This window comes from Bullifex porci (assembly GCF_009695635.1).
Lineage (GTDB): Bacteria > Spirochaetota > Spirochaetia > Sphaerochaetales > Sphaerochaetaceae > Bullifex > Bullifex porci.
Map to the genome: position 1 here is coordinate 87,379 of NZ_VUNN01000004.1, position 26,096 is coordinate 113,474.

At 35.9% G+C, this 26,096-nt stretch carries 20 protein-coding genes; 6 read left to right on the forward strand and 14 right to left on the reverse strand.

Going from position 1 to position 26,096, the window contains the following annotated elements; genetic code table 11:
* Window positions 1–551: 551 nt before the first annotated feature.
* From FYJ80_RS03560 to ligA, 4 genes are read right to left on the reverse strand one after another with little or no spacing between them, the layout of a single operon-like run.
* Window positions 552–1,877 (reverse strand): ATP-dependent 6-phosphofructokinase, encoded by a 1,326-nt coding sequence (locus tag FYJ80_RS03560; RefSeq protein WP_154424755.1) that lies wholly within the window; start codon window positions 1,875–1,877, stop codon window positions 552–554.
* Complete coding sequence (locus FYJ80_RS03565) at window positions 1,870–2,238, reverse strand: winged helix-turn-helix domain-containing protein (RefSeq protein WP_154424756.1); 369 nt, start codon at window positions 2,236–2,238, stop codon at window positions 1,870–1,872. Before FYJ80_RS03565 ends, FYJ80_RS03560 begins: the two co-directional genes overlap by 8 nt.
* Complete coding sequence (locus FYJ80_RS03570; protein WP_154424757.1) at window positions 2,229–3,527, reverse strand: aminotransferase class I/II-fold pyridoxal phosphate-dependent enzyme; 1,299 nt, start codon at window positions 3,525–3,527, stop codon at window positions 2,229–2,231. Before FYJ80_RS03570 ends, FYJ80_RS03565 begins: the two co-directional genes overlap by 10 nt.
* A gap of 17 nt (window positions 3,528–3,544) precedes the next feature.
* Window positions 3,545–5,641 (reverse strand): NAD-dependent DNA ligase LigA, encoded by a 2,097-nt coding sequence (gene ligA / locus FYJ80_RS03575; RefSeq protein WP_154424758.1) that lies wholly within the window; start codon window positions 5,639–5,641, stop codon window positions 3,545–3,547.
* A gap of 79 nt (window positions 5,642–5,720) precedes the next feature.
* Here ligA and FYJ80_RS03580 point away from each other — a divergent pair, with 79 nt between their 5' ends.
* From FYJ80_RS03580 to FYJ80_RS03590, 3 genes are read left to right on the forward strand one after another with little or no spacing between them, the layout of a single operon-like run.
* Window positions 5,721–7,670 carry a molybdopterin-dependent oxidoreductase gene (locus tag FYJ80_RS03580; protein ID WP_154424759.1) on the forward strand — a complete coding sequence of 650 codons (1,950 nt, stop codon included), beginning with the start codon at window positions 5,721–5,723 and terminating at the stop codon, window positions 7,668–7,670.
* A 2-nt stretch (window positions 7,671–7,672) separates the two neighbouring features.
* Window positions 7,673–8,167, forward strand: coding sequence for a (2Fe-2S)-binding protein (locus tag FYJ80_RS03585; RefSeq protein WP_154424760.1), 495 nt, complete (start codon window positions 7,673–7,675; stop codon window positions 8,165–8,167).
* Window positions 8,151–9,041: an FAD binding domain-containing protein gene (locus tag FYJ80_RS03590; protein ID WP_206360944.1), complete on the forward strand. Its 891-nt coding sequence runs from the start codon at window positions 8,151–8,153 to the stop codon at window positions 9,039–9,041. Before FYJ80_RS03585 ends, FYJ80_RS03590 begins: the two co-directional genes overlap by 17 nt.
* Here FYJ80_RS03590 and FYJ80_RS03595 read toward each other — a convergent pair whose 3' ends face one another.
* Window positions 9,042–9,248 carry a helix-turn-helix transcriptional regulator gene (locus tag FYJ80_RS03595; protein WP_154424762.1) on the reverse strand — a complete coding sequence of 69 codons (207 nt, stop codon included), beginning with the start codon at window positions 9,246–9,248 and terminating at the stop codon, window positions 9,042–9,044. It lies immediately after the preceding gene.
* On the reverse strand, window positions 9,245–9,556 hold the full coding sequence (locus FYJ80_RS03600; protein ID WP_154424763.1) for a DUF6442 family protein: 312 nt from the start codon (window positions 9,554–9,556) through the stop codon (window positions 9,245–9,247). Before FYJ80_RS03600 ends, FYJ80_RS03595 begins: the two co-directional genes overlap by 4 nt.
* A 428-nt stretch (window positions 9,557–9,984) precedes the next feature.
* Between FYJ80_RS03600 and FYJ80_RS03605 the strand changes: the two genes are divergently transcribed.
* On the forward strand, window positions 9,985–10,557 hold the full coding sequence (locus tag FYJ80_RS03605) for an Rpn family recombination-promoting nuclease/putative transposase (RefSeq protein WP_154424764.1): 573 nt from the start codon (window positions 9,985–9,987) through the stop codon (window positions 10,555–10,557).
* Window positions 10,558–10,559: 2 nt separating this feature from the next.
* Here the strand turns inward: FYJ80_RS03605 and FYJ80_RS03610 are convergent, their stop codons facing one another.
* Window positions 10,560–12,311 (reverse strand): IS1634 family transposase, encoded by a 1,752-nt coding sequence (locus FYJ80_RS03610; protein WP_154424765.1) that lies wholly within the window; start codon window positions 12,309–12,311, stop codon window positions 10,560–10,562.
* Between the two features lie 166 nt (window positions 12,312–12,477).
* Here FYJ80_RS03610 and FYJ80_RS03615 point away from each other — a divergent pair, with 166 nt between their 5' ends.
* A complete protein-coding gene (locus tag FYJ80_RS03615; protein ID WP_154424766.1) occupies window positions 12,478–12,921 on the forward strand; it encodes a hypothetical protein in 444 nt (147 codons plus the stop codon).
* A 116-nt stretch (window positions 12,922–13,037) separates the two neighbouring features.
* Here the strand turns inward: FYJ80_RS03615 and FYJ80_RS03620 are convergent, their stop codons facing one another.
* Window positions 13,038–15,551 carry a hypothetical protein gene (locus FYJ80_RS03620; RefSeq protein ID WP_154424767.1) on the reverse strand — a complete coding sequence of 838 codons (2,514 nt, stop codon included), beginning with the start codon at window positions 15,549–15,551 and terminating at the stop codon, window positions 13,038–13,040.
* A gap of 229 nt (window positions 15,552–15,780) precedes the next feature.
* Here FYJ80_RS03620 and FYJ80_RS03625 point away from each other — a divergent pair, with 229 nt between their 5' ends.
* The gene (locus tag FYJ80_RS03625; RefSeq protein WP_206360945.1) at window positions 15,781–17,472 is read left to right on the forward strand and encodes a TIM barrel protein; all 1,692 of its coding nucleotides are present in this window, start codon (window positions 15,781–15,783) and stop codon (window positions 17,470–17,472) included.
* On the opposite strand, the gene FYJ80_RS03630 is transcribed toward FYJ80_RS03625, so the two are convergent.
* From FYJ80_RS03630 to FYJ80_RS03655, 6 genes are all read right to left on the reverse strand, one after another.
* Window positions 17,429–18,577: an MFS transporter gene (locus tag FYJ80_RS03630; protein WP_154424769.1), complete on the reverse strand. Its 1,149-nt coding sequence runs from the start codon at window positions 18,575–18,577 to the stop codon at window positions 17,429–17,431. The genes FYJ80_RS03625 and FYJ80_RS03630 overlap by 44 nt on opposite strands.
* A gap of 1 nt (window position 18,578) precedes the next feature.
* Window positions 18,579–21,611: an alpha-mannosidase gene (locus FYJ80_RS03635; protein ID WP_154424770.1), complete on the reverse strand. Its 3,033-nt coding sequence runs from the start codon at window positions 21,609–21,611 to the stop codon at window positions 18,579–18,581.
* 47 nt (window positions 21,612–21,658) lie between these two features.
* Window positions 21,659–22,726: a beta-galactosidase BglB gene (gene bglB, locus FYJ80_RS03640; RefSeq protein ID WP_154424771.1), complete on the reverse strand. Its 1,068-nt coding sequence runs from the start codon at window positions 22,724–22,726 to the stop codon at window positions 21,659–21,661.
* A gap of 3 nt (window positions 22,727–22,729) precedes the next feature.
* Window positions 22,730–23,557, reverse strand: a complete 828-nt coding sequence (locus FYJ80_RS03645; RefSeq protein WP_206360947.1) for a carbohydrate ABC transporter permease — start codon at window positions 23,555–23,557, stop codon at window positions 22,730–22,732.
* The gene (locus tag FYJ80_RS03650; protein ID WP_154424773.1) at window positions 23,557–24,450 is read right to left on the reverse strand and encodes a carbohydrate ABC transporter permease; all 894 of its coding nucleotides are present in this window, start codon (window positions 24,448–24,450) and stop codon (window positions 23,557–23,559) included. The genes FYJ80_RS03645 and FYJ80_RS03650 overlap by 1 nt, the downstream gene beginning before the upstream one ends.
* Window positions 24,451–24,522: 72 nt before the next feature.
* Window positions 24,523–25,797: an ABC transporter substrate-binding protein gene (locus FYJ80_RS03655; RefSeq protein ID WP_154424774.1), complete on the reverse strand. Its 1,275-nt coding sequence runs from the start codon at window positions 25,795–25,797 to the stop codon at window positions 24,523–24,525.
* Window positions 25,798–26,096 lie beyond the last annotated feature (299 nt).

Genomic DNA, 26,096 nt, shown 5'->3' on the forward strand with positions numbered 1-26,096 from the left:
ATATGAGATATAGGAGTATATCTAGATTCTTTTCAATCTGCTCATAACACTTATTTCTGAGAAAAGCACCACTAAATTTACTTACGATCAAATGACAGGTAGCAAAAGCTCCGTAAGTTCACCTTTATCTTATGCATATACAAATTGAAAAAACCTTAATTATAGAAAAAGTCTGCAAATAGAGTACTAAATCGATGATTCTTACCAACACTATGCAAATATAGATTAATTAATTTTCTTTATTCTTAGCCATATCGTCTATTTTTTAGCATATTATTTTTTTAACATTACGCAACATTACAAAATTTGTAATGTTATGTTGTGCTATATAGTAAGAACTTTTTGGGAGAAGCAACAACACAATTCCAATTAGGCTTATGTCTATCATTGACTATATATACTTTACAGGTGTTTTTACTTAAGGTATTAAAAATTAAATTATCATCTATCATACTTTTTTCCATCATTAACTAAGAAATAGTATGAAAGATTTGAATAATCACAAAAAAACCTTCTAACTGATTATTTTCAATTAGAAGGCTTTATAGCTATCAGTTTTTCATTGAGAATGGCTGACGTGTATTTTCAAGTACGTCTCTCCAAAGGGTTCCTTCGATATCAACATGACTTCTCTTTGAAACAGCCTGTTTAATTGGAAGGTAAACGAATTGGTTGTTTACTCTACTTACTAAGCACTGTGTCTTTCCTGCCATAGCAGCATGAACTGCGTGAGCACCAAGACGAGCACAATAAATTGAGTCATAGCTATTAGCAGGAGCTGAACGAATAATATATGATGGGTCGATATATTTAATAGAGGTTGGAATACCCTCATCCTTAAAGTAGGACTTAAGCTTTTCCTTAAGGAAAATACCGATATCATGGTACTTAATGTTACCAGATGCATCTGTTTCACCTGTTGGTGGAGCAAATTCCTGACCTGCGCCCTCTGCAACTAGGATTACAGCATGTCCTCTCTCAAGGATTCTTCTCTTAACATGCTCAAGTAAGCCATTTGGACCATCAAGGTCAAATGGAGATTCAGGAATAAGACAGAAGTTTACATCACTTTGAGCAAGAGATGTATGAGCTGCGATATATCCAGACTCTCTACCCATAACCTTAACAAGACCAATACCATTGATTGAGTTTTTAGCCTCAACATGTGCACCTCTTACAGATGGTACTGCTGAAGCAACAGCTGTATCGAAGCCAAATGAGGAGTCGATAAAGCTTAAGTCGTTATCGATAGTCTTAGGAACCCCTACAACTGCAATCTTTAAGCCTCTTCTTTTAATTTCCTCACCAATATCATAAGCACCACGAAGAGTTCCATCACCACCAATAGTAATTAAGATGTTGATATTTAATCTTTCGAGAGAATCAACAATTTCCTCTACCTGCTTTCCACCACCTCTTGCAGAACCAAGGATTGTACCACCCTTTTCCTGGATATCATCAACTACATCTGGATCGAGTGGAATTAGTGGCCATGAAGAGTTTTCAAGTAATCCTAAGTAACCATATTGAATACCTGAGATACGTCTTACACCATAGCGGTACCAAAAGCATCTAACAACTGCTCTAATTACGTTATTTAGACCTGGACAAATACCACCACAGGTACAAATTGCTGCATGAACATGAGATGGGTTAAAGTAAATCTTCTCTCTTGGACCTGCTTCTTCCATAGTATCATCTAATAGAGGCTTTCTTACGCCATCTTCCTCATGGGTTTGAACACTATAAAGGATTCTATCCTCATCAGATACGTAATCAGCCATACCATCACCATTATTTCTACTCATTCTAATTGGTGAACTGATCTTAGCCTCTCCCAATGTTTCAATATCAAAATCAAACATTTTGTTACTCATGGTCTTTTTCCTCCATTAGGACACATAGTTTATCTTTAAATTCTTGATATGGTATTAATGTACTCTCTTTAGCCTTCTTTTGAAACTCATCATAAAGAGTAACAAAGCTCTTACCAAACTCTGTCAGTGTTGCACCCTCTCTTGAAGCACCACCCTTCTTTCTAGCTAGGACTTCCTTACCAATTGTCTTTTCAAGGTTTTTGACCATGTTAAAGGCCTTGGAATAAGAGATACTTAAATTGCTAGCCGCTTTATGTAATGACTGAGTCTTTGCAACCTCATTTAATAGCCATAGAACCCCTATGCCCATAAACTTCTCACCTTCATCATCTAGTAAGTAGATCTTTGTTTTTAGTTCCATATCTCCTCTGCTGCCTTATAGACAATAGACACTAGATCTGCAAGCTGTTCCTTTTCAACAGAACAATAAGCAACTCTAAGAGTCCTGTCCTGAATATTAATTGTTCCAACTTGATATTTATCAAGAAGGTAGACTCTAAGAGCCTCAGCGCTATGTCCAAGAGTATCGAAGGCCATGAAATATCCTGAGTTAAAAGGATATGGCTTTAATAGGCTTGAGCCTTCATAGTTCTTAAGGACATCTTTAATTACATTATAGCGCTCTTTCATAACAAAGAAGGTTTTTTCTTTATCTTTTACGTAATTTTCACCTTCCTTAATAGCCTTTAAAAGCATTGACTGTCCAGGCATATCGCAGTTTGAAACAGAGCATCTAATTGCACCAAGAGTCTTTTTTGTTAAAGCATCTAAGTGTTCAGCCTTTAAGCTCTTACCACCATATGTTATAAAGCCAATCCTAAAGCCCCATACCATCTCTTCCTTAGTAGCTGCATCACCCTTGATAGCAAAGATGTTATCATCTAAATCAACAAGACGAGAGAATAATGATTCTCTAGCAGTATCAGCTTCAAAGAAAAGTCCAAAGTATGCATCATCTGAAATTACAAGGATTTTCTTACCTGTAGAAGCAACTTCCTTAAAGGTATTGGCAAGCTTCTCCATCTCACTCTCACTAGGAGTATAACCAGTTGGGTTATTTGGGAAGTTTAACAAAACGCGTGCTGTATCACCCTTACTCTCTAAGAGTGCTTTCTTGAGTCCATCAATATTCATTGCACCATCTTTAAAGAACTTAAACTCTTTAATTTCACAGCCAATAGAATCCTTAAAGATAAGCTCATAGTTATCCCAATATAAATCAGGAAGGATTAGTTCATCTCCCTTATCAAAGAACATTGTAGCAACCATACTAATTGTATGTGTTAAGCCCGCTGTTACTAGAGGATCTGAGATAAGCTTTCCTTCAAGAGATGGATTCTTCTTTACCATCTCCTTTTTCCAAATAGCTCTTAACTCCTTATTACCGCCACCTGGAGCATAGCTAAAGATATCAGAAGGTTTAAGGGTATTTTCCTTGAATAAATTCTGGATATCGCTAAGATGCATTGGCATACCATGACTTTTAGCTAAACCAACAGTTGCATTATACTGCTTTGCTTTTTCGCCAGCCTCCTGAGACTGAGCAACGATACCCTTTGGAAAGAATAGGTTCTTTCCCTTTTCAGATAAAAATGCTGAAACTACACATGAAGATAATGTGTCATTTAATTGTTTTGCAAGTTCATTCATACAAAACCCTCCGGCAACTAAAAGAGTGAAAGCTGACCATTTTCTGGTTCGCTCTTTGGAATTACCTTCCCTTTGTTAATCATGCTGATAAACTCTTCTTCAGTAACTATCTTAACCCCTAGGCTTTCAGCATTTGCCCTCTTACTGCCTCCTCCTTTACCAAGAAGCAGGTGAGTAGTCTTGCTTGTTACAGAGCTAGTAGTTCGACCACCTCTTTTTTCTATCTCAGCAAGAGCTAATCCTCTAGGATTATAGTTTACAAAGGAACCAGTTATGCACCAAACCTGTCCAGAGAAAATCTGATCAAGAGAGTTCTCTTCATAATTTTCCTCGAATTGTAGCCCAGCTGACTTTAGTTTTTCAATACGCTCAAGTAAAACTTTGTCATTAAATGCATTAATGATTGTATTTGCAGTCTGAATTCCAACCTGAGGAATCTTAATAAAAGCATCTACATCATTCTTTTGGCTTGCTTCAATTAGTTTATCTATATTATCAAAGCCCCCCTTAATTAGAACCTCTGCACCCTTTTTACCAACCTCCGGTATTCCAAGAGAGGTTAATACAGTTCTAAAAGGTCTCTTTTTACTTTCCTCTACAGCAGCCTTAAATTGATTTACACTCTTTTCGCCAAGCCCTCTAATATTCTCATCAAGGATCTTATTAAAATCAAAGGTATATAAATCAGGAATATCCTTAATAAAGTTATGCTTGATTAATATCTCAACTGACTTTGGACCAAGGCTTTCCATATCCATGCAATCACGAGAGGTAAAAAAGGTAATACGACCTAACACCTGGTCAGGGCAATCTGTATTTGGACAAAATAGATGAGCACCCCTTTCTACTAAAGGAGTATTACAGCAAGGACATGTTAATGGAATTTTAAATGTAGTATTTCCTACATCATTCTTCTCAAGTACCTCTTCTACTGCAGGTATGACATCACCCCTCTTTACAACAGATACTCTATCTCCAATAGCAATCTCTAAGTCATTAATATACTCTTGGTTATGTAGAGTTGCCCTTTTTACTGTAGAACCACCGAGGGCTACAGGAGTAAGCTCTGCAACTGGAGTAATTCTACCAGTTCTACCAACCTGCATAGTAATTCCCTCAATTACAGTTTCAGCTTGAGGTGATTCAAATTTATATGCAATAGCCCATCTAGGATGGTGCTCTGTATAACCAAGCTCATCGCGAACATTAAGCTCATTAATCTTTGTGACCATTCCATCTATTTCATACTCTAGAGAAGCTCTTTTTGCAGTCACATCCTTTATATAGCTCTCAAGATCATCAAAGGCATAAGCCTTACCCTCCAGCTTAGCACTATCTAGCATATTCTGACTCTTCTGCTTTGAGGATGAGAATAGTGCTATATGAGGATTAATCCTAAAGCCAAGCTCCTTAAGCTTTGCTAAAATAGAAATATGATCCTTTGGAGCTATAGTTTCATCTGCCCAAAAGCCCTCATATACGAATATCTGCAAAGGAATAGCTGCTGTTTCACTACTCTTTTGTCTTCTAACACTTCCTGAGGCTAGATTCCTTGGATTTGCAGCACCATCAAGGTCCTTGAACTTTAGAAAGTCTTCCTTTGCAATATAAACTTCACCTCTAACAACTAAATCTATATTCTCTTTAAGCCTTAATGGAATTTGGCTAATAGTTTTAATGTTTGGAGTTACATCGTTACCAACTGAGCCATTACCACGAGTAACACCTCTAACAAGTAACCCATCCTCATAATAAAGTACCATTGAAATACCATCTATCTTCTCTTCCTCGACGAAGGAAAGGTTTTCCTTACCCTTCTCCTCGCACTTAGTCATAAAGGATAGAACCTCTTCAACAGAATATGCTTTATCGAGTGATAATACAGGTATTGTATGCTTTACCTCTGGAAAGTCTGAGGTTAAATCAGATCCAACTCTCACGGTAGGACTATTTGGTGAGGCATACTCAGGATGCTCCCTTTCAAGTCTTGCTAGCTCATCAAATAAGCCATCATATTCGCTATCACTAATTAAGCTCTTACCTTGTACATAATAGGCCTCTTGATAGCGAAGTAAATCATTTGTTAGTTCTTCAATTCTCTTTTTTATTTCCATATTTTAATCTTACAAAAAAATAGAGGCCTCAACAACAAAGCACGTGTGAATTGCTTGTGTTTTGTGATATTCTATTTCTATGGCAGAGCGAGTAAAGAACAGACAAAACATCAGTAGTATATTCTTTGGTACTTTAATAACAAGCAATGTTGATAGGGCTAGAATTAGTCGTATCGAATTACCTGAATTAGATAATAGATTCACAACTATTAGTGCAGGTGATTTATTTGGAGATAATGTTTTTACACTCTTTTCCGATACAATGCCGATATTAGCTAAGGGAGAGGTCTTATACAAGGGTCAGCCAATACTCGCTATTTTTGGACCTGATTACGAATCTGTAAACCTAGCTGCAAGAGAAACTGTTATCGAATATGAGGAGCTTAAAAGTGAATCAACACTATTTGATAACATCAAGGATGAAGAGGAAACACTTCTTTGGGGTGATAAGGAGGAGCTTGATTTAAGCTCCTTAACACAGGTTGAGTCCACATATCAAAGTAATTATACACTCACTAACAATGATACACTTGTTAAGGTCTCTGCTTGGTTTGAAAATGAAACACTTCATATTAGTGTACCTACTCAGTGGACTAAGGTTCTAAAGGATAATGTTATTTCATCAATTTCTAACCAGGCCGATAATGTAATAATACATCCAATTCCATATGCAGCTGATGAGGATGAATTTTTAATCATCCCTATCTTACTTTCATGTATAGTTGCTAATGCTGCTGTTAAGCTAAAAGCAAATGTAGAGATTAGAGCTAATATATGGGCCGCAACACCATCTGTAACTATTAAGCATACAACCTTCTTAACAGAGGAAGGGAAGCCTGTTGGAGAGGAGGTATCATATATAGCCGATGAAGGTGCATTCCTCTTTGAAGCTGGTGAGTTTAAACGTCAAGCACTAACTGGATTAATTCCATCATATCCAGTTGGATATTTTAGAGCTAGTGTAAAGATTGTTCATAGCAACAACCCACCTGCCATATTCTTTGGTAATATGGGCTTTTGTGATGCACTCGCCTCTACAGAGCTTCAAATGACAAAAATATGTTCAACAATTGGCATAACACCAACAGCCTGGAAGAAGGGATTTGAAGGCTCTAAGAGAAAATTCACAGATTATCTTCCATCTCTCGATTTAACACCGCAAATAAGGCTTGCAGAAAAGATAATTAATGATAGTAACTTCTCTAGGAAGTGGTCCTCTTATGAATCTCAAAGAGGTTCAATGTCTCTTATCCCATTTACTAGAGGAATTGGTATTGCTACAGGCTTTGGAATTTCTGGATTTTCAACAACCTTTGCAAAGAAGACAGATTACAAGGCACAGCTAGTTTGTAATTTAAATAATAGAGTTGAGCTATATACATCACTTCCAATAAAGGGAAATGTAAATGAAATAATTAAGAAGCTAATTAATGACGAACCATATTTCCAGGAAAGCGATGTTAGAATCTTCGACTACTCAACCTCTGCAATAGATAGTGGTCCTGATGTATTATCTAGGTCCTTAGGACAGCTTACTAAGCAGCTAATACCTGCATTAAGAAAGCTCTCTATGAAGGCAAAGAGAGGTCAGTTACCTGTATCTGTTAATGTTGATATCGATGATAAGCTTAACCCTTGTGAGTTTGAAAGCTGTGGAACTGTTGGGGTAATCATTGAGACAAAGGTTGATAACATCACCTTCTGCCCTATTGTACAAGAGGTGTGGATTAATGCACGCCTTGGAACCATATATGACCCTAAGGAAGTAAAATCGAGGATAGCTAATTCAGCTATTGAAGCATTAAAATCTTCAGGAGCTGTCTTATCTATTGACCCAGTAAAACCATTTAAATTTAATATTAGTCTTGAAAGCGATAACACATATAATATTGCAAGTATCCCTGCGGCTGTAGCAGGATGTGTTAAAGCCGCTTTTGGTTCTTCAGTCATACAATGTGTTCCAAGACTGAAAAATGTGACCTTACCTATCTCTGCATCAATGATTCAGAATGCAATAATAAGGAAGTAGATATGAGAATAGAATGTAATGTTGACGGAAAAGCACTTTCATTAACAGTAGACTCAACAAAGCCGCTATCATTAATTCTGATGGAAAGTCTCGATATCGACTCTTTGAAGACACACTGTGGCGGTAACCACTGTGGTAAATGCATGGTGCTATTAAATGGAAAGGCTGTTTTATCATGCTTAATTCCAGCATTTTTAATAAAGGATAGTAATATTATTACCTTCGATTCCTTCTCTCGATCTAGAGACTTTAGAGATATCGAAAGAGCTTATTTAAATACAGGTATTACACCATGTAAAAATTGCTATGCCTCACAAACTCTTTTAATTGAAGATATTCTAAGACGATATGAGAATAATGAATTCCCAATTAATAATTCTGAAATACTACAGGAAAGTACATTAATTCATTGTCATTGTATTGATCCATCGAGCTTCCTTGAGGTAGTTAATGCAGCACTCATCATTAGGAGGAAGAGAAATGTACGCAGAGCTTAGAAGTCCAAATGTCCATGAGCCACACAATTTAGCTGAATTTACAAATACTATAATTAGCTATAAGGATAATGCTACTTCTCTTTGGGCTGGAGGTACCTACATTATGAGTCAGAAGGATTTCTATCCTTCTAAATCAGCTAATGTTGAGATTATCTCCCTACAAAATATTGAAGAGCTAAAGCACTTTCAGAGAAATGATAGATTTGCTGAATTTGGTAGTATGGTTTCTCTTAGCAAGATTCAATCTGTAGGTGCACTCCTCCTTCCAAAGGTACTTATAAAAACTATAGATAAGACTGCAACAACAACTATAAGAAATAGAATTACTATTGGCGGCTGTTTATGTACACCATCCTTTAGAACTCCATTAGCTTCAACCTTAATGCTATTAGATGCCAACGTTGAAGTAAGATATCTAAAGAAGAGAATGCACTCTAAGTGGCTTGGAATTTCAAGAATTTACGATAAAAATGGAGGACTAGCACTTCTTCCAAATGCCCTTTTATCTAGAATTAGAATTCCAATTCAGCAATTTGATTACCAATACTTTAATGCTGCAGGCTCTCCTCTAAGAGAAGCTAACACATCTGTAAGTCTTGCTGCTGTGGCTAAAATGGAACAGAGTAGTATTTCAACAGGAAAGATGATTATTACAATCCCAAATAAGGGCTTCTGTCAGAGTCGTGATATCGATAATATCTTCTCATCTCTACAGTTCCCTTGTGATGAAGGTCACCTATCATCCTTCTTTTCCTATATAATTACATATATTAGAGAGAACCTAGGAGAAATAGATCAGCTTCAGGAAGTAAGACTAAAGGGTATGCTCTCTGAAATGATAAATGAACTAAACCAGAAGAGCCTTTCTGTTTAATTAAAAATAGAATAGCTCTTCAAACTTCTTATTTAGCGCAATAGCTAATACTAATGCTAGCTTTGCTGTTGGATTGAATTGCCCTGTCTCTATCGAGGATATTGTATTTCTAGAAACTCCAACTAATTTAGCAAGCTCTGCTTGAGATAGTCCCTTCTCAGCACGAGCTTCCTTTATTCTATTTTTTAATATAAGTTCATCGATCATAAGGTAATCCAAAGAATGAATAATAGTACTGCTAAAGAGCTATAAATTAATGCAACTATTAATTCATGTATTTTCTTTAGCATTGAAAATTTTATAAAAAATACAACAGCTAAACCAGTAGAAAGAGCACTTAACATCTCAAAAGGAATTTTTGCTCCACTAAAATAGTCATACAAAGATAATAATATTGAAAGGGATATTACTACTATCCAACCAGCCCAAACTCCACGCTTTGAGCTTTCAATATCTGCAATATCTTTCCCCTTATTTTCTCTTCTACTCATTTCTAATATTTCTTCTTTTGTCATATAATCCTCACTTTGCCAAGTAAACTTTGCATTAATAGTATAATTGCCAAGTAAACTTGTCAATATTGATTATTTTCCGTGATTATCTCAATTTTTTAACCACATAACAACGTAAAATAATTTATTTTTCGTGATTATCTTACTTTTTAATCCACATAACAACGATAAATATTTGATTTTCCGTGATCATCTTACTTTTTACACCATATCATCGATTGAGGTGCTGAAGCATGAATTGGGTGGTGCTCAAATATTAATTGAGTATACTCACACATCAGCACCACTTTTATCAACTTTAGCACCATGATAATGTAAGAATATTCAGTGAATTACACCCTTTTTTGTACCTATAAACCCCAATTTGTAAAAATTTTAACTTTTTTCTCTATTATTAATAGAAGGTACTTCTAACTTCTAAAGGAGGCCTAATGGCACGAGAAGAAGATAGAATATGTAAAGAGTATTTTGACCAACCCGATAGATTTAGTGACTTAGTCAACTATACTCTTTACCAAGGTAGAGAGGTAACAAAACCAAGTGACTTCAAAGAGCTTGATCCCGTACGATCAGAGGTCTTTGGTCCTGATAACTCCTATGAGGTTTTAATTGATAACCTAAAGGAATTATCATTAAAAGAAGATGATAGGAATATCTATGTAATGATTGGCTTAGAGTCTCAAGGCTACCATGATGAAACCATGGTAGTTAGAGCAATGAAAGCTAAAGCATTACTTTATACCTATCAATTAAGAGAAAAGGTTAAACCTCTTAAACCTGTTATTATTATAGTGCTTAACTTAACTGGAGATAAATGGAAAAGTCCAGTAACGTTAAAGTCAATGTTTGAGAAAGAATACTTAGACAAGTTTGGCTATCTTATTGATGACGTCTCATATGTACTATTAGATGTTAAAGAGGATAGTGAAATTCCAAAAGGTTTACTGAAGACTGATTTAGAATTATTATTAAACCTGACTTTTAAAGTTTCTAGGAAAATCTAGTGTTAAACACTCTCAAATCCATCAAGTCTTTTATTCAATTTCAGCTTTAAGAAATTAGAAATATTAGCAGGAGTAATGATGTAATTAGTGATTTCTGGAGATAAATGTTTTTCTAGAAATTCGCCAACTTCATCATTAGAAGTAAGTAGGTTTATATAGTTTTTTGAGTCCATTCTAACTAATGAAAAATCATGAATAAAATCCATAATTTTTTCAAAACTAAAACTACTACTACCAAGAACATTGAATTCAAGTAAACGTTCTAAAACAACACCAATATAGCAAATCAAGAAGTGCCCTTTAATTGTATTTAATGATGATACAAAAACAGGTCTTGCATCTAGGTAAGACTTCATCATCTTAAAGGTTTGTTCAATTCTCCAAAGGTTGTGGTATATATTATAAACAGTTCTATCAGAAAGTTGAGTTTCCGATGTAACAAGCATATTATATCCAGCAAACATTCTTGCTTCAGCAATAGCCTCTTCATCAATTTCAACTCTTGCTTTCTTACCTGAATCTGTAACGAAATTAACAAATTTAGAAGATTCACCAAATTCATCTTTCTTAGCTTGGTAAAGACAAAGATTCCTTGCTTTATCAACCATTTTGTTAATCTCAAGAATCTTCTTCATCCTTAACTTAGGATTGTAAGTAATAATTCTTTTTTCATTAGCTGTAAAGGTAACATTTAAACCTAAATCATTTTTAAAAGAATAATTAAAACCTTTAGTGAATGTGTAATAACGATACTTTTCTATATTCTTACCATTGCTATCTTTTTCATAAACAATATCCCAATTGCTTATATCTAACCCTTTAAACCATTCTATATCTCTATCAGACATTTTCTTTAAGGACTTAGAAAAAATATAGCCATCGCCTTTATTTATTGCTTCATAAATATTTCTTGCACAGTTTAAACCTTTATCTGCAACTTGTATGGTTCTGCCTGTAATATTGTTTTCTTTCTTTAAGCTTGAAATTACTTCTCTTATCTTTGGCTTTTCAGATTCATTGCCAGGATATAGTTTCATACCAATAGGTATTTGATTTTTATCTAATAATAAGCCCATTCCAACAATAGGATCATTTCGGTTTTCTTTACTTGGTCCTTTCTTTTTAAATTCATCTTCCTTATCAATTTCAAAATAAAAGTTAGTGCAGTCAAAATATGTTTCACTACTATTTATTCCATATGTTTTCTTAATAGAGGTAGTAAGGTAGCTAATAAACTTATCGTATTCAGAACCTATATACTCGCAGCATGATAAAATTTGGCTATATGATGATTCATCTACTTTTTCAAAAAGTAAAGGAATGATATCTTCATGCGTCTTCTTCTTTGAGGCTGGAAATGTTGCCCTCGCATATACTAATGCCATCATTAGGTTATATACGTCATATTGGAATTGCCTTTCATTACTCAATGCTCTAACAGCTTTTTCAAAAAAGGTTAATGAATTAGCTATCCCTTTAAGTACAATGTATCCTGCATATCTTTTAGGTGATTGGTTTCCTATCTTTTTTGCTTTTTCACTACTTTCTTTTTCCTCAAGCTCTTCATTCATCTTTTTTACTTGTGCTTGATAATAAGCAACAGGATCTTTTATACCTTTATCTTTAATTTCAGATATATAACCAATGGATTTAAAACATCTATTTCTTGAGCCAACATCTCTCTTGTATTCACTGATATAAATCTGTAAATACTCTCCTTTTTTGATATTAGTTTTCTTAAGAAAATAACGCATAAAAGCCTCCTAAATCAATAGCACCTTTAACACTAGAAATAATAACATATTAAAATAATATTGTAAATAAACAAATAAACAAAAATAACCTAATTTATTCCTTAGAACAAAAGAGGTTATTAAAAATATGTAAATAAATAATTTCTTAGTGGTTTAAATTATTCTAGTGTTAAACTTTGAAATACGGGCATATGTACTATTAGATGTTAAAGAGGATAGTGAAATTCCAAAAGGTTTACTGAAGACTGATTTAGAATTATTATTAAACTGTCTAAAGTATTCAAACAATAAGAAAAGGCTTGAAGAGTATATGGAACAAGAAGAGATGTTTAACTCACTTGAGGATTTAACCTTCAAGATACTTAATAAAACATCGTCTTTAGATACTAAATTTAAAAGAGAAGGAGGCAAGATAAAGATGTGGCCAGCTGTAAAACAAATGAAAGAAGAGAGCTTTAATAGTGGATATGATAAAGGAATCAATATAGGTAAGTTAGAACAATCAGAGCACCTAGTTAATATCCATTTACTTAGTGTTGAGCAAGCCGCTATGAGTTTAAACCTTACAGTAGATGAGTATCTTGCTGCTGTAAAGAATCTTAAGAAATAATATAAAGTATTTAGAAGTTACCTTCTTTAGCCTCACTAATTTGTGGGGCTTATTTTATATTAAAAAAAAGCTGATACCCAAAATTTAGGTACCAGCCTTGTTTTAATCTATATTAATCATTCAGCAATGAATGTGTACTGACCAACAGGGTCAAAGCCCTTATAGACCTCATCAACACCATTAACAGATAATGTATGGCCAAAGCCTCCAGCAAGTACGCCATATTCAGGATCATTGAATTTCCATTCATCACCATCAATAGCTACTTCAAGCTTACAAATCTTATCTGCAAATGCCTCTAAAGAGCCTTCCTTATAAAGTGATGAGCATCTCATGAGCCATAGACATGTTCTACCATTACTAATAAGCTCTCTATCACTATTAGGACCTTCAGTTGTTAAGGTTATACCATTTGATGCATAGATAGCAATTAAACCACCCTTCTTTGACTGAGCAAAGTACCAATTACCCTTAGCTAAAACCTTCTCAAACTCCTTAACTGGGAAGTAAGCATGAGTGAAGTCTACAGGGTGGTTCTCATCAAGCTTATAGAATGTTGATGCAAAGCCCTTATATTGGTTAACTCTAGGAAGAGTACCACTACCAGCCCAGTATGATGGTCTAGCATGGCCAAAGAGCGCAAACTCACCAGGGTGGTTAATAAATACATGCTCATCTGCACTAAATACTGCATGAACAACATCTTCTTGGAAGCCTCTTCTACCAGCTTCGAAATCATTTGCTGCAGAAAGAAGATATGAAGCTGTCTTATATACAGTTATATCTGCATATCCATTGTAGCCATGAGTACTCTTCCAAGAAAGAGCCTTACCCTCTTCTACCTTATGAAGAGAAAGGTTATCTTCAGCTGGTTCATAATCACTGAACATAAATGGTACAACACCCTTACCAGCATGGCTCTGGTTACCAATACCATAACCAATCCAGTTAATGAATGAAGGACAGTTACTGTGGTTACCAAATAGCTCCTTAAGATAGGTTCTTCCACTAGTTGTGCTAAATACACCATCAAATGAGGTAATAGCTAAAAGCTTAAAGATGTAATCAAGAGCCTTTCTTGCATTTTCCTTCATCTCTGCATTTTGTGTTTGAGCGTATAAGGAAGCAAAGCCAAGAGCATCGATAGGAAGATATGGAGGGCTGTTCCACTCTGTGAAGCCGCACTTAAAGAAGGTCTCAAACCAAGGCTTTAGCATTCCAAGAGCCTTTTCCTGCATCTGAACACCTGTCATTCCACTATTTGTAAATATCATATCAGGATATAGCTCACCAGCAATTAACTGACAAACATGGAACATAAGAGCATGGTTTTCACTGTAGAACCACATTGCATCATCACCTGGTTCATCGTGCCAATAGCGGAAGTTAATGATACATTCCTTCATCATCTGAAGAACTTCCTCACTGATTAATCCTGAATCAGAGAAGTTTCTAATCATGAATGGGAAATATGAGAGGTAGAAGTCTGAACAGTCACTTCTCTTATTGATAAAATCAATCTGTCTGCGAAGGATAGTATCAATTTCTTTCTTATCACCTGCTGTAAATAAGAGAGCCATAGCTCTATTAGCATTCTGCTCACCATATTTAGCAAGATATTTCCAAGCCTGAGTCTTTCTTTCCTTTACGCTGTTAGCGGCTTTATCACAGAAGGAATATGGGAAGTTTTCAAAGGTTCTAATTGTGTGGATAACAAGGTTTTCAACCTCTACTGTTACATTAAATCTTAAGAAACCAACTGGGAATGATTCAACAGGACCAAGAATTGCTTCATTCTTACCACCCTCGAAAATAGCATCACACTCATGATAAAGCTGTAGGAAGGTATTTTCCTCTGTTGCGCCCTTAAGGTGTACACTAAATGGCTTATCCTTAAAAGGATTAGCACAAACCATCTTTACAACACCCTCAGTAAAGTTATTTCTATCAAAAGCTAAGGTTCTAATAGCTTCCTCAACCTTATCAATTAAAGCTGTATCTCTATCGCCCATTGGAAGGATTTGAGTTAAGCCCTCTGCACCCTCTACTATTCTTAAAGAAATTGTACACTCAGTATCTCTTTCAGCGAATTCATCGATTATTGCATGAAGCTCATTATTACCCTTCTTAAGGTTAAGAGTGAAAATCTTATCAACCTGGTTATTTCTCTCATAAGGACGGAATGAAATCTCCTCTTTTCCATCTAAATAAATTGACATACCACCCTTTACAGAGCAAAGAACCTTAATACATCTATCATCTGGTGAAGAAATAATAGTTCCAGCAGCAAGAGAAATCCAAAGTGGTGTAGAATAGAAAAATGAATTACCAATAACAGGGTCACCGAAAGGTACTCTATATGATAACTTTAAATCTGAACCAAGAAACTTTACGCTTCCACCTGGTTGGAAATCCTCAAAAATAGGATCCTCTAAACCATTCTTTTTAATATCATCTAAAAATGCTTTTCTTATAGGATTTACATGGTCAGCGGCGCCAACAGAGCCAATCCATACATTCTGTTCCTGATCAATAGTTACAGGAGCTGCATGTACCTCCTGTTTTCTAACCTCAGAAACAAGCCATCTTGTTATATAACCATGATCTAGTGCGAATTCCTGATAATTCATAATACCTCCAATCGTCCTCAGTATATAACCGTCAGAAAAAAATTCATCTTTATTCTTGCTAACAATAGCTCTTTGTATTGCATTTTTTGCGAAATACCATATAACTTTAATTATGAACGACTCGAAAAATTCTCTATTTTTTAAACAAGGATTTAAAATCAAATTTAATAGAGATACAGACCCTCTATTTATTTTATTTGATTACGATATTCGCTCATATCCTGTGAATATGAATATCCAACATTTCCATAATTTTTATGAGATATTTATTCCCTTAGAGACCTCTACAGGGCACCTAATAGATGGAGAATATAATCAGCTAAATTCTTATGATATGGTACTATTAAAGCCTGGCCTACTCCATAAAAGTGTATATCCTAAGGTCAATATGCCTCAAAAGCGTATTATAATAAACTTTAATCTTGGAGAGGGTATTCCTGGCTTAGAGTATGAATTAAAAAAGCTACTTGATATCTTTTCCTTAGAGTTACCTATCATCAGATTTCCAGCCAATATCATGACTGAAATTGTGCAAAAAATTAATGATATTTTTCAAATTGGAAAGCAAAAGCATGATAGATGGCAAATTGCATATTATGCAGAGTTTATAGAGCTGCTTTGGCTAATTAACAAAAACATTAATTTAAATTGCTACAACCAAGATAGAGCTATCGATTCAAATGCTCAGAAGATTTATTACGTAATGGACTATATCAACCACCACTATAGCGAAAATGTTTCCTTAGAGAATGTTGCAGACCAACACGCAATTAGTCCATTTTATCTTTCACACATTTTTAAGGATATAGCAGGCATTAACTTTGTTAGCTATGTACAAACTGTTAGAATTAGAAATGCTCTTCAAATGCTAGCATACTCAAATAATACAGTTTCTGAAATAATCGAAAAATGTGGCTTTACTAGCACAAGCCAATTTAATAGAGTATTTCATAAATTCTGTGGCATTAGTCCAAGTGACTATAGAAAGAGTCATACAGTTAAAAAGAATGTATTAATAGGTGTTATGGACCCTGAAAAGGAGGAGGTTGCTCCAGCAGCATTCCCTCCAAGATTAAGTATTAAGGGTATCAAAAAGACATATCAAGGAGGAAATATGAAAGTAGGTGTTAGAGCTCATGACTTTGGCTCAACGATCCCAATGAATTTAAAAGCAAAGCTAAAAGAATATAATGCAGAGACTATTCAGCTAGCATTACATAAGAGCTTTCCATATATGAGATCCTATTTAGAGGTTACATATGAGGATATTGAGGATATTAAGAATCAAAACTTTGATATCTCTGTTTTAGGATGCTATATCGATATTGCAGCTCAAAATGATAGCAAATGGAATAACCAATTAACTCAATTCGAGGCAGCCCTAAGAATAGCTAAGGAGCTTGGTGCTAAGTGTGTAGCTACTGAAACTAGTGACTGTACAGATGAAGACAGAGAGGTTCAATTTGAAAGAGTTGTTGCAGCTCTTGAGCACCTACTACCAATTGCAAAGAAATATGATGTTCCAATCGCGATCGAGCCAGTAATTAGACATACAATTAATACTCCAGATATGGTTTCACGCTTACTTGAGAGATTAAATAATGATGAGTATCTAAAGCTTCTCTTTGACCCTGTAAATCTATTAAGAGATGATTTAGCAAATAATACCTTCAGCTTCTTTGAGGAATATATAAGTAAATATGAAAATAAGTTTGTAGCAATGCATGTAAAGGATATTATAGAAGGCGAAAGAGTTCCTCTTGGAACTGGTGTAATGGCTAAAATATACCCTCATATTGCAAGAGTATTGACTGTAGACATTCCTTTGATCCGAGAAGAACTCCCTGTTGATTCCCTAAAAGAGGATTTAGCCTTTATTAGGAAGACTTTTTGCGGCCAACAAGTAGAAGAGACAACATAATAATTGTTGATAATAAAAGTGATATTGGGAGTATTGCCATAGACTTTGCATATCCAATGCTCTCAATTACCGAGCCAAATACAAAGTTAAAGCCAATATCTAAAATTGATGCAAGAGAGACTACTATTGTGGTTGCTCTTGCACTCATAGAGCTTGGTACATAGCTCTTTGATAGATCTGTTAAGGTAGGATATACAATTGATACAGCAAAGCCACATAGAAAAAGTAGTGGTAAAGCATTAAATGCAAATACTATTGAGTAACAAATTAAAGCACTTAACAGACAGATAAATACCATTTTAGCGCCACCAAGCTTATCACTAACTGTTGCGAGGATTAATCTTCCACTTAAAATTCCAAATGAGAATAGTGATAGCATTAGTCCAACCTTACCCGCATCCATTCTTAAGAACTCAGTTCCATAAAGTACGATGTAGTTTGTTACTCCATGCTCTGCTATCAAATAGAACGCAAGAGAAAGTGCTAAAAGCGCAATAGCACCTTTATTTACCTTAGCTTTAGAGCCCTCATTACTCTTATTTTCCTCCTGCTTTTCACTTGAAAACTTAGAGGTTAGTAGGATAAAGCCTACAGGAATTAGTAATACAGCAAGGGCTACAATTACACCATTCCAGACAGCTAAGGAGGATGAGAATCTAGTTAAAACTAGCTGGCTTAATGAGGTACCAATTCCCTGCAGGAAGAAAAGCACATTTAAGTAGAATAGTGGATTCTTTGCAGAAAACTCTCTTGAAAGGAAAATCATTGTAGTATTAAGCAGTGTTGAAAGCCCAAGAGAGAAGAAAAAGCCAAGAAGTAAGAATGCATATTTTGCTCCAAGAAGTAGTAAGAGCTCAGAGCATATTAGTAGGATAATAAATCCTACCATAGCCTTTTTACTACCAACCTTATCTAAGATAACACCACCAAATAAAAGACATACAAGGTTACCAAGATAGCTTGCTGAAACTATGATACTAATTTGTGACATTGATAGTCCAAATTCCTTTAAAAATAGAGGTGAGAATATACCTCTAAGTGCATCACTTGTTCCAAGAAGTATCATTAAGAGTGCACATGTAAAATATAGCTTTTTATTCTTCATATTATTTCCCTACACGATATAATCTAATTGTTTTAATCTCGAATGCTTTAAAGTATAAGTCGTTAAGATCACATCCTCCTTGAGGCTCTTCTAGGAAGTTTACGATCTCGGCTTTTGCATCAAAGCTGGCTTTTAGAGAGCAGTGACAGCCAGTTCCTTCACACTCATATAAGCGTATTATTAATCCGTCATCATCCTCTGCAATCTTAAGGCTTTCAATAACAACATGTGATGAGCTTACCTTAACAGGTGCTTCAATTAGCTTTCCTCTATAAACTCTTGGCTCTGTGTTGAAGCTATAAGCCTTACTAATTACGCTATCGCTACTAAATGCAGAGTGTAAAAGTAGTGAATACTTAAAGCTATGTACCCCCTCATCTGCCCTTGGATCTGGGTGGGTTCCACTCTTTTGTAATGTAAGAGTAACTAAATTACCTAAAGCATTAATTCCATACTTTGAATCATTTAGAATTGCAGCGCCATAGCCAGGCTCACTATAGTCACTCCAACGCTGGTTAGAGACCTCAAATTTAGCCTCCTCAAAGGAGTTTGTCTTCCATACAGGTCTTACAATAGAGCCAAATTGAATCTCACTTCTTAAGCCTGTTGCATTTATATCTAAATCAAAGCCCGCCTTTAATAGCTTATGCTTCTCATGCCAATCAATAGAGGTCTCAAAGTCAATTTGCTTCTTACCACTATAGATTCTAGTTAGCTTTGTTAAGGTACTTTTTTCTGAAAGAGTCATCACTGTTTCGAAGGTCACAGTTGATTTAGTAACCTCCTTGAGAGATATCTTAGCTTCTCCTGCAAATGGTTTTAGGTTCTCGATTAAATCCTTATCAACATCCCAGTTGTCCCAAGCTTGTGGAACATCTTCATTTAAAAAGATTCGATCGAGTCCTAAAGACCTTGCAACCTCTCTTTGTTCCTCTTTATCAAATAAGCTCTCGATATAACCATTAGGTGAGAAGCGGATTATTAAAGTTGGAGTCTCAACCCTTAGTCCATCGACAAGCATCATTTCAGTGTTAACACTTTCAAAGGCAGAAATAGCCTTTGAAGAGTAAGAATTAATATTCGCATTAGGGATATAGCTCTTCTTACCTTCCAAAGTTGTAATACTCTCAAGGCCCTCTATTTCCCTATCTAAAATACAATCTGTCATTGTAAAAGGTGATGAATTATAAACACACAGCTCGCCATTACCGTTTAATGCTTTAGCTATCTCTTTTTCAACATCACTCTTTAATTCTTTTAAATCTTTAACTGCTTTAAGATTGACATCACTAATACAAGTACCAGGTAAGATATCATGGAATTGATTAATTAACAACCTCTTCCAAAGAGTCTCCATATCAACCTTATGGCACTTAGAATTTACCATATCTGTTGCAAGAATAGCATCAAGAGTATGTAAAGCCTCCTCAGCCTTACGATTACCCTTTTTAATCTCACTTTGGCTTGTTAAGGTACCTCTATGAAGCTCAAGATAAATCTCCCCTCTATAGTTAGGAATCTCATAAGCTTCCATTCTAAGCCTATCCATATATGAGGAGATGGAAGAGTATTTTACTCTTGGAACTCCCTCTATATCCTCAGTAATTCTACCGAGCTCAATTAAATCATAGCTTGGGCCTGCACCACCATCACCATAGCCGTAGGAGTTATATCTTAAATTAGAAATACGAGTACCCCTCTTCTTTTCATATAGTGCTGTATATGCCCACTTTGGAGTTGGACCCATTTGAATATCAATTAGGTTTGCTAAAACAGCTGTTCCATCGATACCCTGCCAATTAAAGGTATCCCATGGGAAAACATTAGTATCATTCCAGCTCATCTTAGTAGTACAGAAATTCTTTACTCCACTATGCTTCATTATCTGAGGAAGAGACTGTGAGTATCCAAAGGTATCAGGAAGCCAGAAGGTATCACTCTTATATCCAAATTCCTTCATTGTAAATCTTTGGCCATATAAGAATTGTCTAACCATTGCCTCTGGACCTGTAACATTACAGTCACACTCGATCCAAACACCACCATTAGGTTCCCATCTTCCTTCAGCAACCATCCTCTTAATATCCTCAAAGATAGTTGGATAATATTTTTTCATCATATCAGCATGGCATGCAGAGCTCTGGAGGAAGGTATACTCAGGATACTCCTTCATCATAGTAATAGCATTAGAATAGGTTCTTGCAGCCTTTCTAATAGTCTCTTTTATTGGCCATAGCCATGCTGTATCTAAGTGAGAATGTCCTGTGATATACATTGTTGGATAGTTATCACTTAAATTCTTTTTCTTTAGAATTAAATTCATTCTCTCTAAAGCTCTCTTTAGAGCAGGATAATCTACACCTGACTCCAAAGGAACTTGAGAAACTGTTTTATATATATCATATAAACAGTTTTGGGCTTCTGCTCTTTTATAGTCATCACGAGTAAATTGTGCTATTTCATTAACCGCTCTTAAGGAAAAAGCAAACTCCTTAATTACTTCATCTCTTAAAGCAATAGTTACACTATTAAAGACAACTGGATGATTAGCATTAAATGGGCCATTTGGCTCATCCTTAAATGGCTGTGTTCCAACTTCATTATGCCAGCAATAGGCCTCTAAAGCGAAATCAAAGGTAGTTCCCTCTTTGACACCATCTGTAATAATTAAAGCATGGTGGTTTCCCCTTGTCCTGATAACAACTTTATTAGCTAATACTCCATGAGGCTTTCCATTTACAAATACAAGTGTCTCTAAAGCACCTGTATCTGCACAAAGATATAGCTTTTGACCTTGAGTAGAAGGAGTAACTGTATAGCTACACTTAAACCATCCAGTTACCTTATTTCCACCCCAGCTATCACCCTTTTTAATCCTCGTAGAACATTCCGGGATAGCACTATAAAGGTTATCAGTTGTTTCAAATAAAGAACAATCTAAACTCTCAACCTCTTTAAAGATTAAATCTGTATATGTTGCTTCCATTTGAAGCATCTTATCTGTTATCTTCTTAAACTCGTGATCGCTAATCATTTTGACCGCCCTAAAAAAGGGAACCTATTTGGTCCCCTTTATAATTATTATTTTTCCTCAATAAGGAAAAGCATTGCCATAGCCTGACCATATGGCATTGGATGAACAGGGATGTTTCTGTAGAAATCTTGGCTTTCTCTACCCATTGGGGTACCACCAGAACACATTTGAACAACACCATTCTCATCGATAGCCTTAAGAGCAGCAGGAAGTGCTTTCTCTGCTACACTTCTATACTTTTCGTCAAGAAGTCCAAGCTTAATTGACTTTAAAATACCATAGCCAAATCCACAGGTACAGCTTGATTCAAGGTATGAATCCTCTTTATCAAGTAGAGTATGCCAGTAACCACTTGGATCCTGAAGCTTAGCAATTGCTTCAACCTGTCTTGTGATTACAGTTGATACATATCTCTTAACAGCATTTGAAAGTGGGATAGTCTCAACAAAGAGAGGAAGAGCAATAGTTGCCCAAGAATTTCCTCTACCCCAGAATGCTGCTGCAAAGTGGTGGTTACCCTTAAAGGTATATCCATGGTACCAAAGGCCTGTGATAGGATCAGCAAGGTGTTCAATATGTAATAATAGCTGGTACTCAGCCTCATCCATATAATCCTTTCTACCTAAGATTCTTCCCATGTTAGCTAATGGAAGTACACTCATCATGAGAGTATCATCCCAAAGCTCCTGGTCGTTAAAATCATCTGTAGTTCTGTGCTGATATCCACCCTCTTTTGTCTTCTCAAGCCCACCATTGAAGAGCCACTCAGTCCATTCAATACAAACATCCATATAATCTTGGCGATGAAGATGCTCTGCGAGGAAGGAGAGTGCTAAGATAGGAGCCATTGTGTTAACGTTCTTTCCTGGAAGGCCCTCTTTAATTCTCTGGTCGTAGTAATTAGTTAAGATATCTAAATACTCCTTATTACCAGTTTTTTCATAGAGCTTCCAAAGACCGAAGAGTCCAACACCCTGTGTCCACTCCCAGTACTTATACCTTTCTCTGTTTGCTATTCCTGATGCAAGAACTCCATTATCAAAATCTGGGTCACTGCAAAGGACAGGTAAAAAACCTTTAATTAATAAATCTAGCTTTTGATCGATTATATCCATCTATTAACCCTTTACACCACCTGCAGAAACACCACCAATGATGTACTTCTGTAGGATAACGAATACAACAATAACAGGAATTACTGACATTACAGAAGCAGACAAGATACTTGACCAGTCAACACCTGTGTTACCAATGAAGTTCTTAATAGCGAGCTGAATTGTGAAATTCTTCTGGTTAGAAAGAATAAGCATTGGAAGGATGTAGTCGTTCCATCTCCACATGAATGAGAAGATAGCAAGAGTTACAAATGATGATGAGCCTAATGGCATCATAACATGTGTAAAGATCTTCCATTCTGGACATCCATCGATACGAGCTGCCTCAACGAAGGAAAGTGGAATAGCCATATATGCCTGACGGAACATAAAAATACCTGTAGTTGTTGTTACAACAGGAAGGATTACACCCCAAATATTGTTGTAAAGACCGAGTGCACTAATTACCGATACCTGAGGTACAGTAAGTGTTTCACCAGGAATAAGTGTTCCAAGAAGGAATACTGCGAATACAAGGTTTGTATACTTAATCTCAAAGCGGTAGATAGCTAGTGCATAACCACACATTGCACTGATTGCAAGAGTGATAAGTGTACCAACAACTGCTAAGAATAAGCTGTTCTTTACGTAGTTCATAAAACCACCGGAAAGAACACTCTTATAGTATTGGAAGGTTGGATCACTTGAGAATAGCTTCAAAGGATACTTAAAGAGCTCGTTTGGCTGCTTGAAAGATGAGCAGATTAACCAAAAGATTGGGAAAATCATAGCAATAGCCAATACAATTGAGAGAGCTGTGAGCAATTTAGATGTTTTCTTTTCGACTTTCATCAGTTTTCTCCTCCTTCATTACTCATCTTGAACTGAACAAATGCAATTAATGCAAAGATGATCATTACAATAAATGAGATAGCACTTGCATAACCATATCTCATCTGGTTGAAGCCCTGACCAAAGATGTACTGGATGATAAATGTAGTCTTATCACCAGGACCACCCTGTGTAATACCTTGAACGAGTGCATATTCCTTTAAGAGGTTTACTGTACTTAGTAATACTGCTAAGAATGTTGTTGGAGCAAGCATTGGTACAGTTATCTTAAAGAAGGTCTGTGTTGTATTACATCCATCGATTGCTGCTGCCTCATAAAGGTCATTACTAATTCCCTTAATACCACCAATAAAGATGATCATATAGAAACCAGTTGATGCCCAGTTAGAAGCAAAGCTAATTACGAATGTTGCAAGGTACTGGTTAAGAGCCCAATCAAGAGGCTTTCCATTAAAACATGTAATAATATAGTTTACTAAACCATATTCAGTACTGAACATCCAGTTGATTGTGATACCTACAACCAATGCAGAAAGGAGTACTGGAATATAGATGAGTGTTCTTGAGAAGCTCTTGAAGGCTACTCTATCAGAACAAACAAGTGCTGCTATAAGTAGTGGAATAATAACCTTAAATGGTAGCGAGAAGAGTGTATAAACGAAAGTTCTACCAAGAGAAGAATAGAAACTCTTATCTTGGAAAAGTTCGATGAAGTTCGTTAATCCAACGAAATTCATAGTCTTCCAACCATCATAATCAGTAAATGAATATGCAATACTTAATACTAGCGGTATTAAAAAGAATACTGTAAATAGTGCAAGGCTTGGGAGCACGAACATCCAAAAGGCTAATGTATGTTTCATACCATTACTCTTGCGTCTAATTGCTGCCATTTATTATCCTCCTTTAAATCAGCCATCCGTTTTTTCGGATGGCTGAGTGTTTTTGAGTTAAGAATTTATCTCTTATTTTGCAAGAGGCCAGCCAGACTTCTTAGAAAGCTTATTAGCGAAGTCATCGAGAGAATCCTTAGCGCTTACAGAACCGTAAACTGCCTGTCTAAGAGCATCTCTATATTCGTTGTCGTAGTAGTTTCTCCAGTTAGACTGTTCATCAACATTGAATGCATCAGAAACCTTAGCAACTTCAGACTGGAGTACCTTATAGTCAGCAACTACCTTTGGATCAGCTGGTGAGTATGTTACATCCTTGAGAGATGAAAGACCCTTATCGTTGTTGAGGTATTCCTGGAAGTTAGCAGAATCTTCATAGAACCACTTGAGGAATTCAATAGCGAGATCCTTACCATCTGCATTAGCTGGTACTGCGAGACCAGAACCACCCATGATTGCACTTGGGCCCTTAGCTCCTACTGGTGATGGCATAACACCCCAATTGAAAGCCTTGATATCCTGGTAGAAACCATTGTACTGCCATGAACCAGAGAAGTAGATACCTACATCACCATTCTTGAAGTAGTCAGCTGGGTTATCGTTTGTACCACCTGCCCAGATTGCCTTTGGCATTACTGTGTTGTTCCATTCAATGAACTTCTCAAGAGCTTCAACGTTAGCCTTGCTATTTACGTTAACTGCGAAAGAATTACCATTCTTAACTGTGATAGAACCACCGTTCATGTAGATCATGTTATCATAACGAGCACGTGAAGCATCCATTGCCATACCATACTTAACACCACCCTTCTCCTGGAGAAGCTTTGCGTTAGCATAGAGCTCATCAAGAGTCCATGGATCATCTACTGTAGGAACTTCAATACCAGCTTTCTTGAAAGCATCAGCATTGTAGTATACGTTTGTGATTGTGAACTGCTGTGGGAGACAGAGGTTCTTGTTAGATGTGTAATCCTGACCGATGATTGCAACTGCCTGTGGCTCGAAGATTGCCATGTTGATAACAGTTGAGAGATCGAGGAATTCATCTGGATAAAGTCTTGTAAGACGTGTTGTAGCTACGAGATCAGGAAGGTCCTTGTTCTTAGCCATAAGAGGGAACTTTGTAATCTGATCATCATAAGGAATAACAAGGCGTTCTACTTTATTGCCAGTCTCTGCTGCCCATTTATCGAGAATGAGAGAAAGAGCATCACCTGAAGATGGCTCTTCAGAAAGCAATACGCTTAAGGTTCTAGGACCTGTAGCTTTCTGTTCGCTTTGTCCGTTAGCAAATACTGGAAGTGCAATAATTGCTAAAACGATAAGGAATAAACCTAGTTTTTTCATAATTTAAAACCTCCAAATCAGTTAATGTTTTTATGTTTTCAGTATAATTGTATACAAAATACCCGCTACTCTCATTTTGTGTAAAAAAATTAATTTATTTGCATTTTTTGCGAATATCTAAGCTTTAATAACAAAAAAACGTAGGATAAATCCAAAAAACATCCATTATTTGTTAATTTTATCCCTATTTTAAGTGTTTTTTTTAATTCTACTTTTCATTTTTTAAGTTATTCAAAATGCTTCTTTTTAGGGTATTTTGCATTAAACTCATTTTACTTAAGTGACCTGTGACAAGGGAT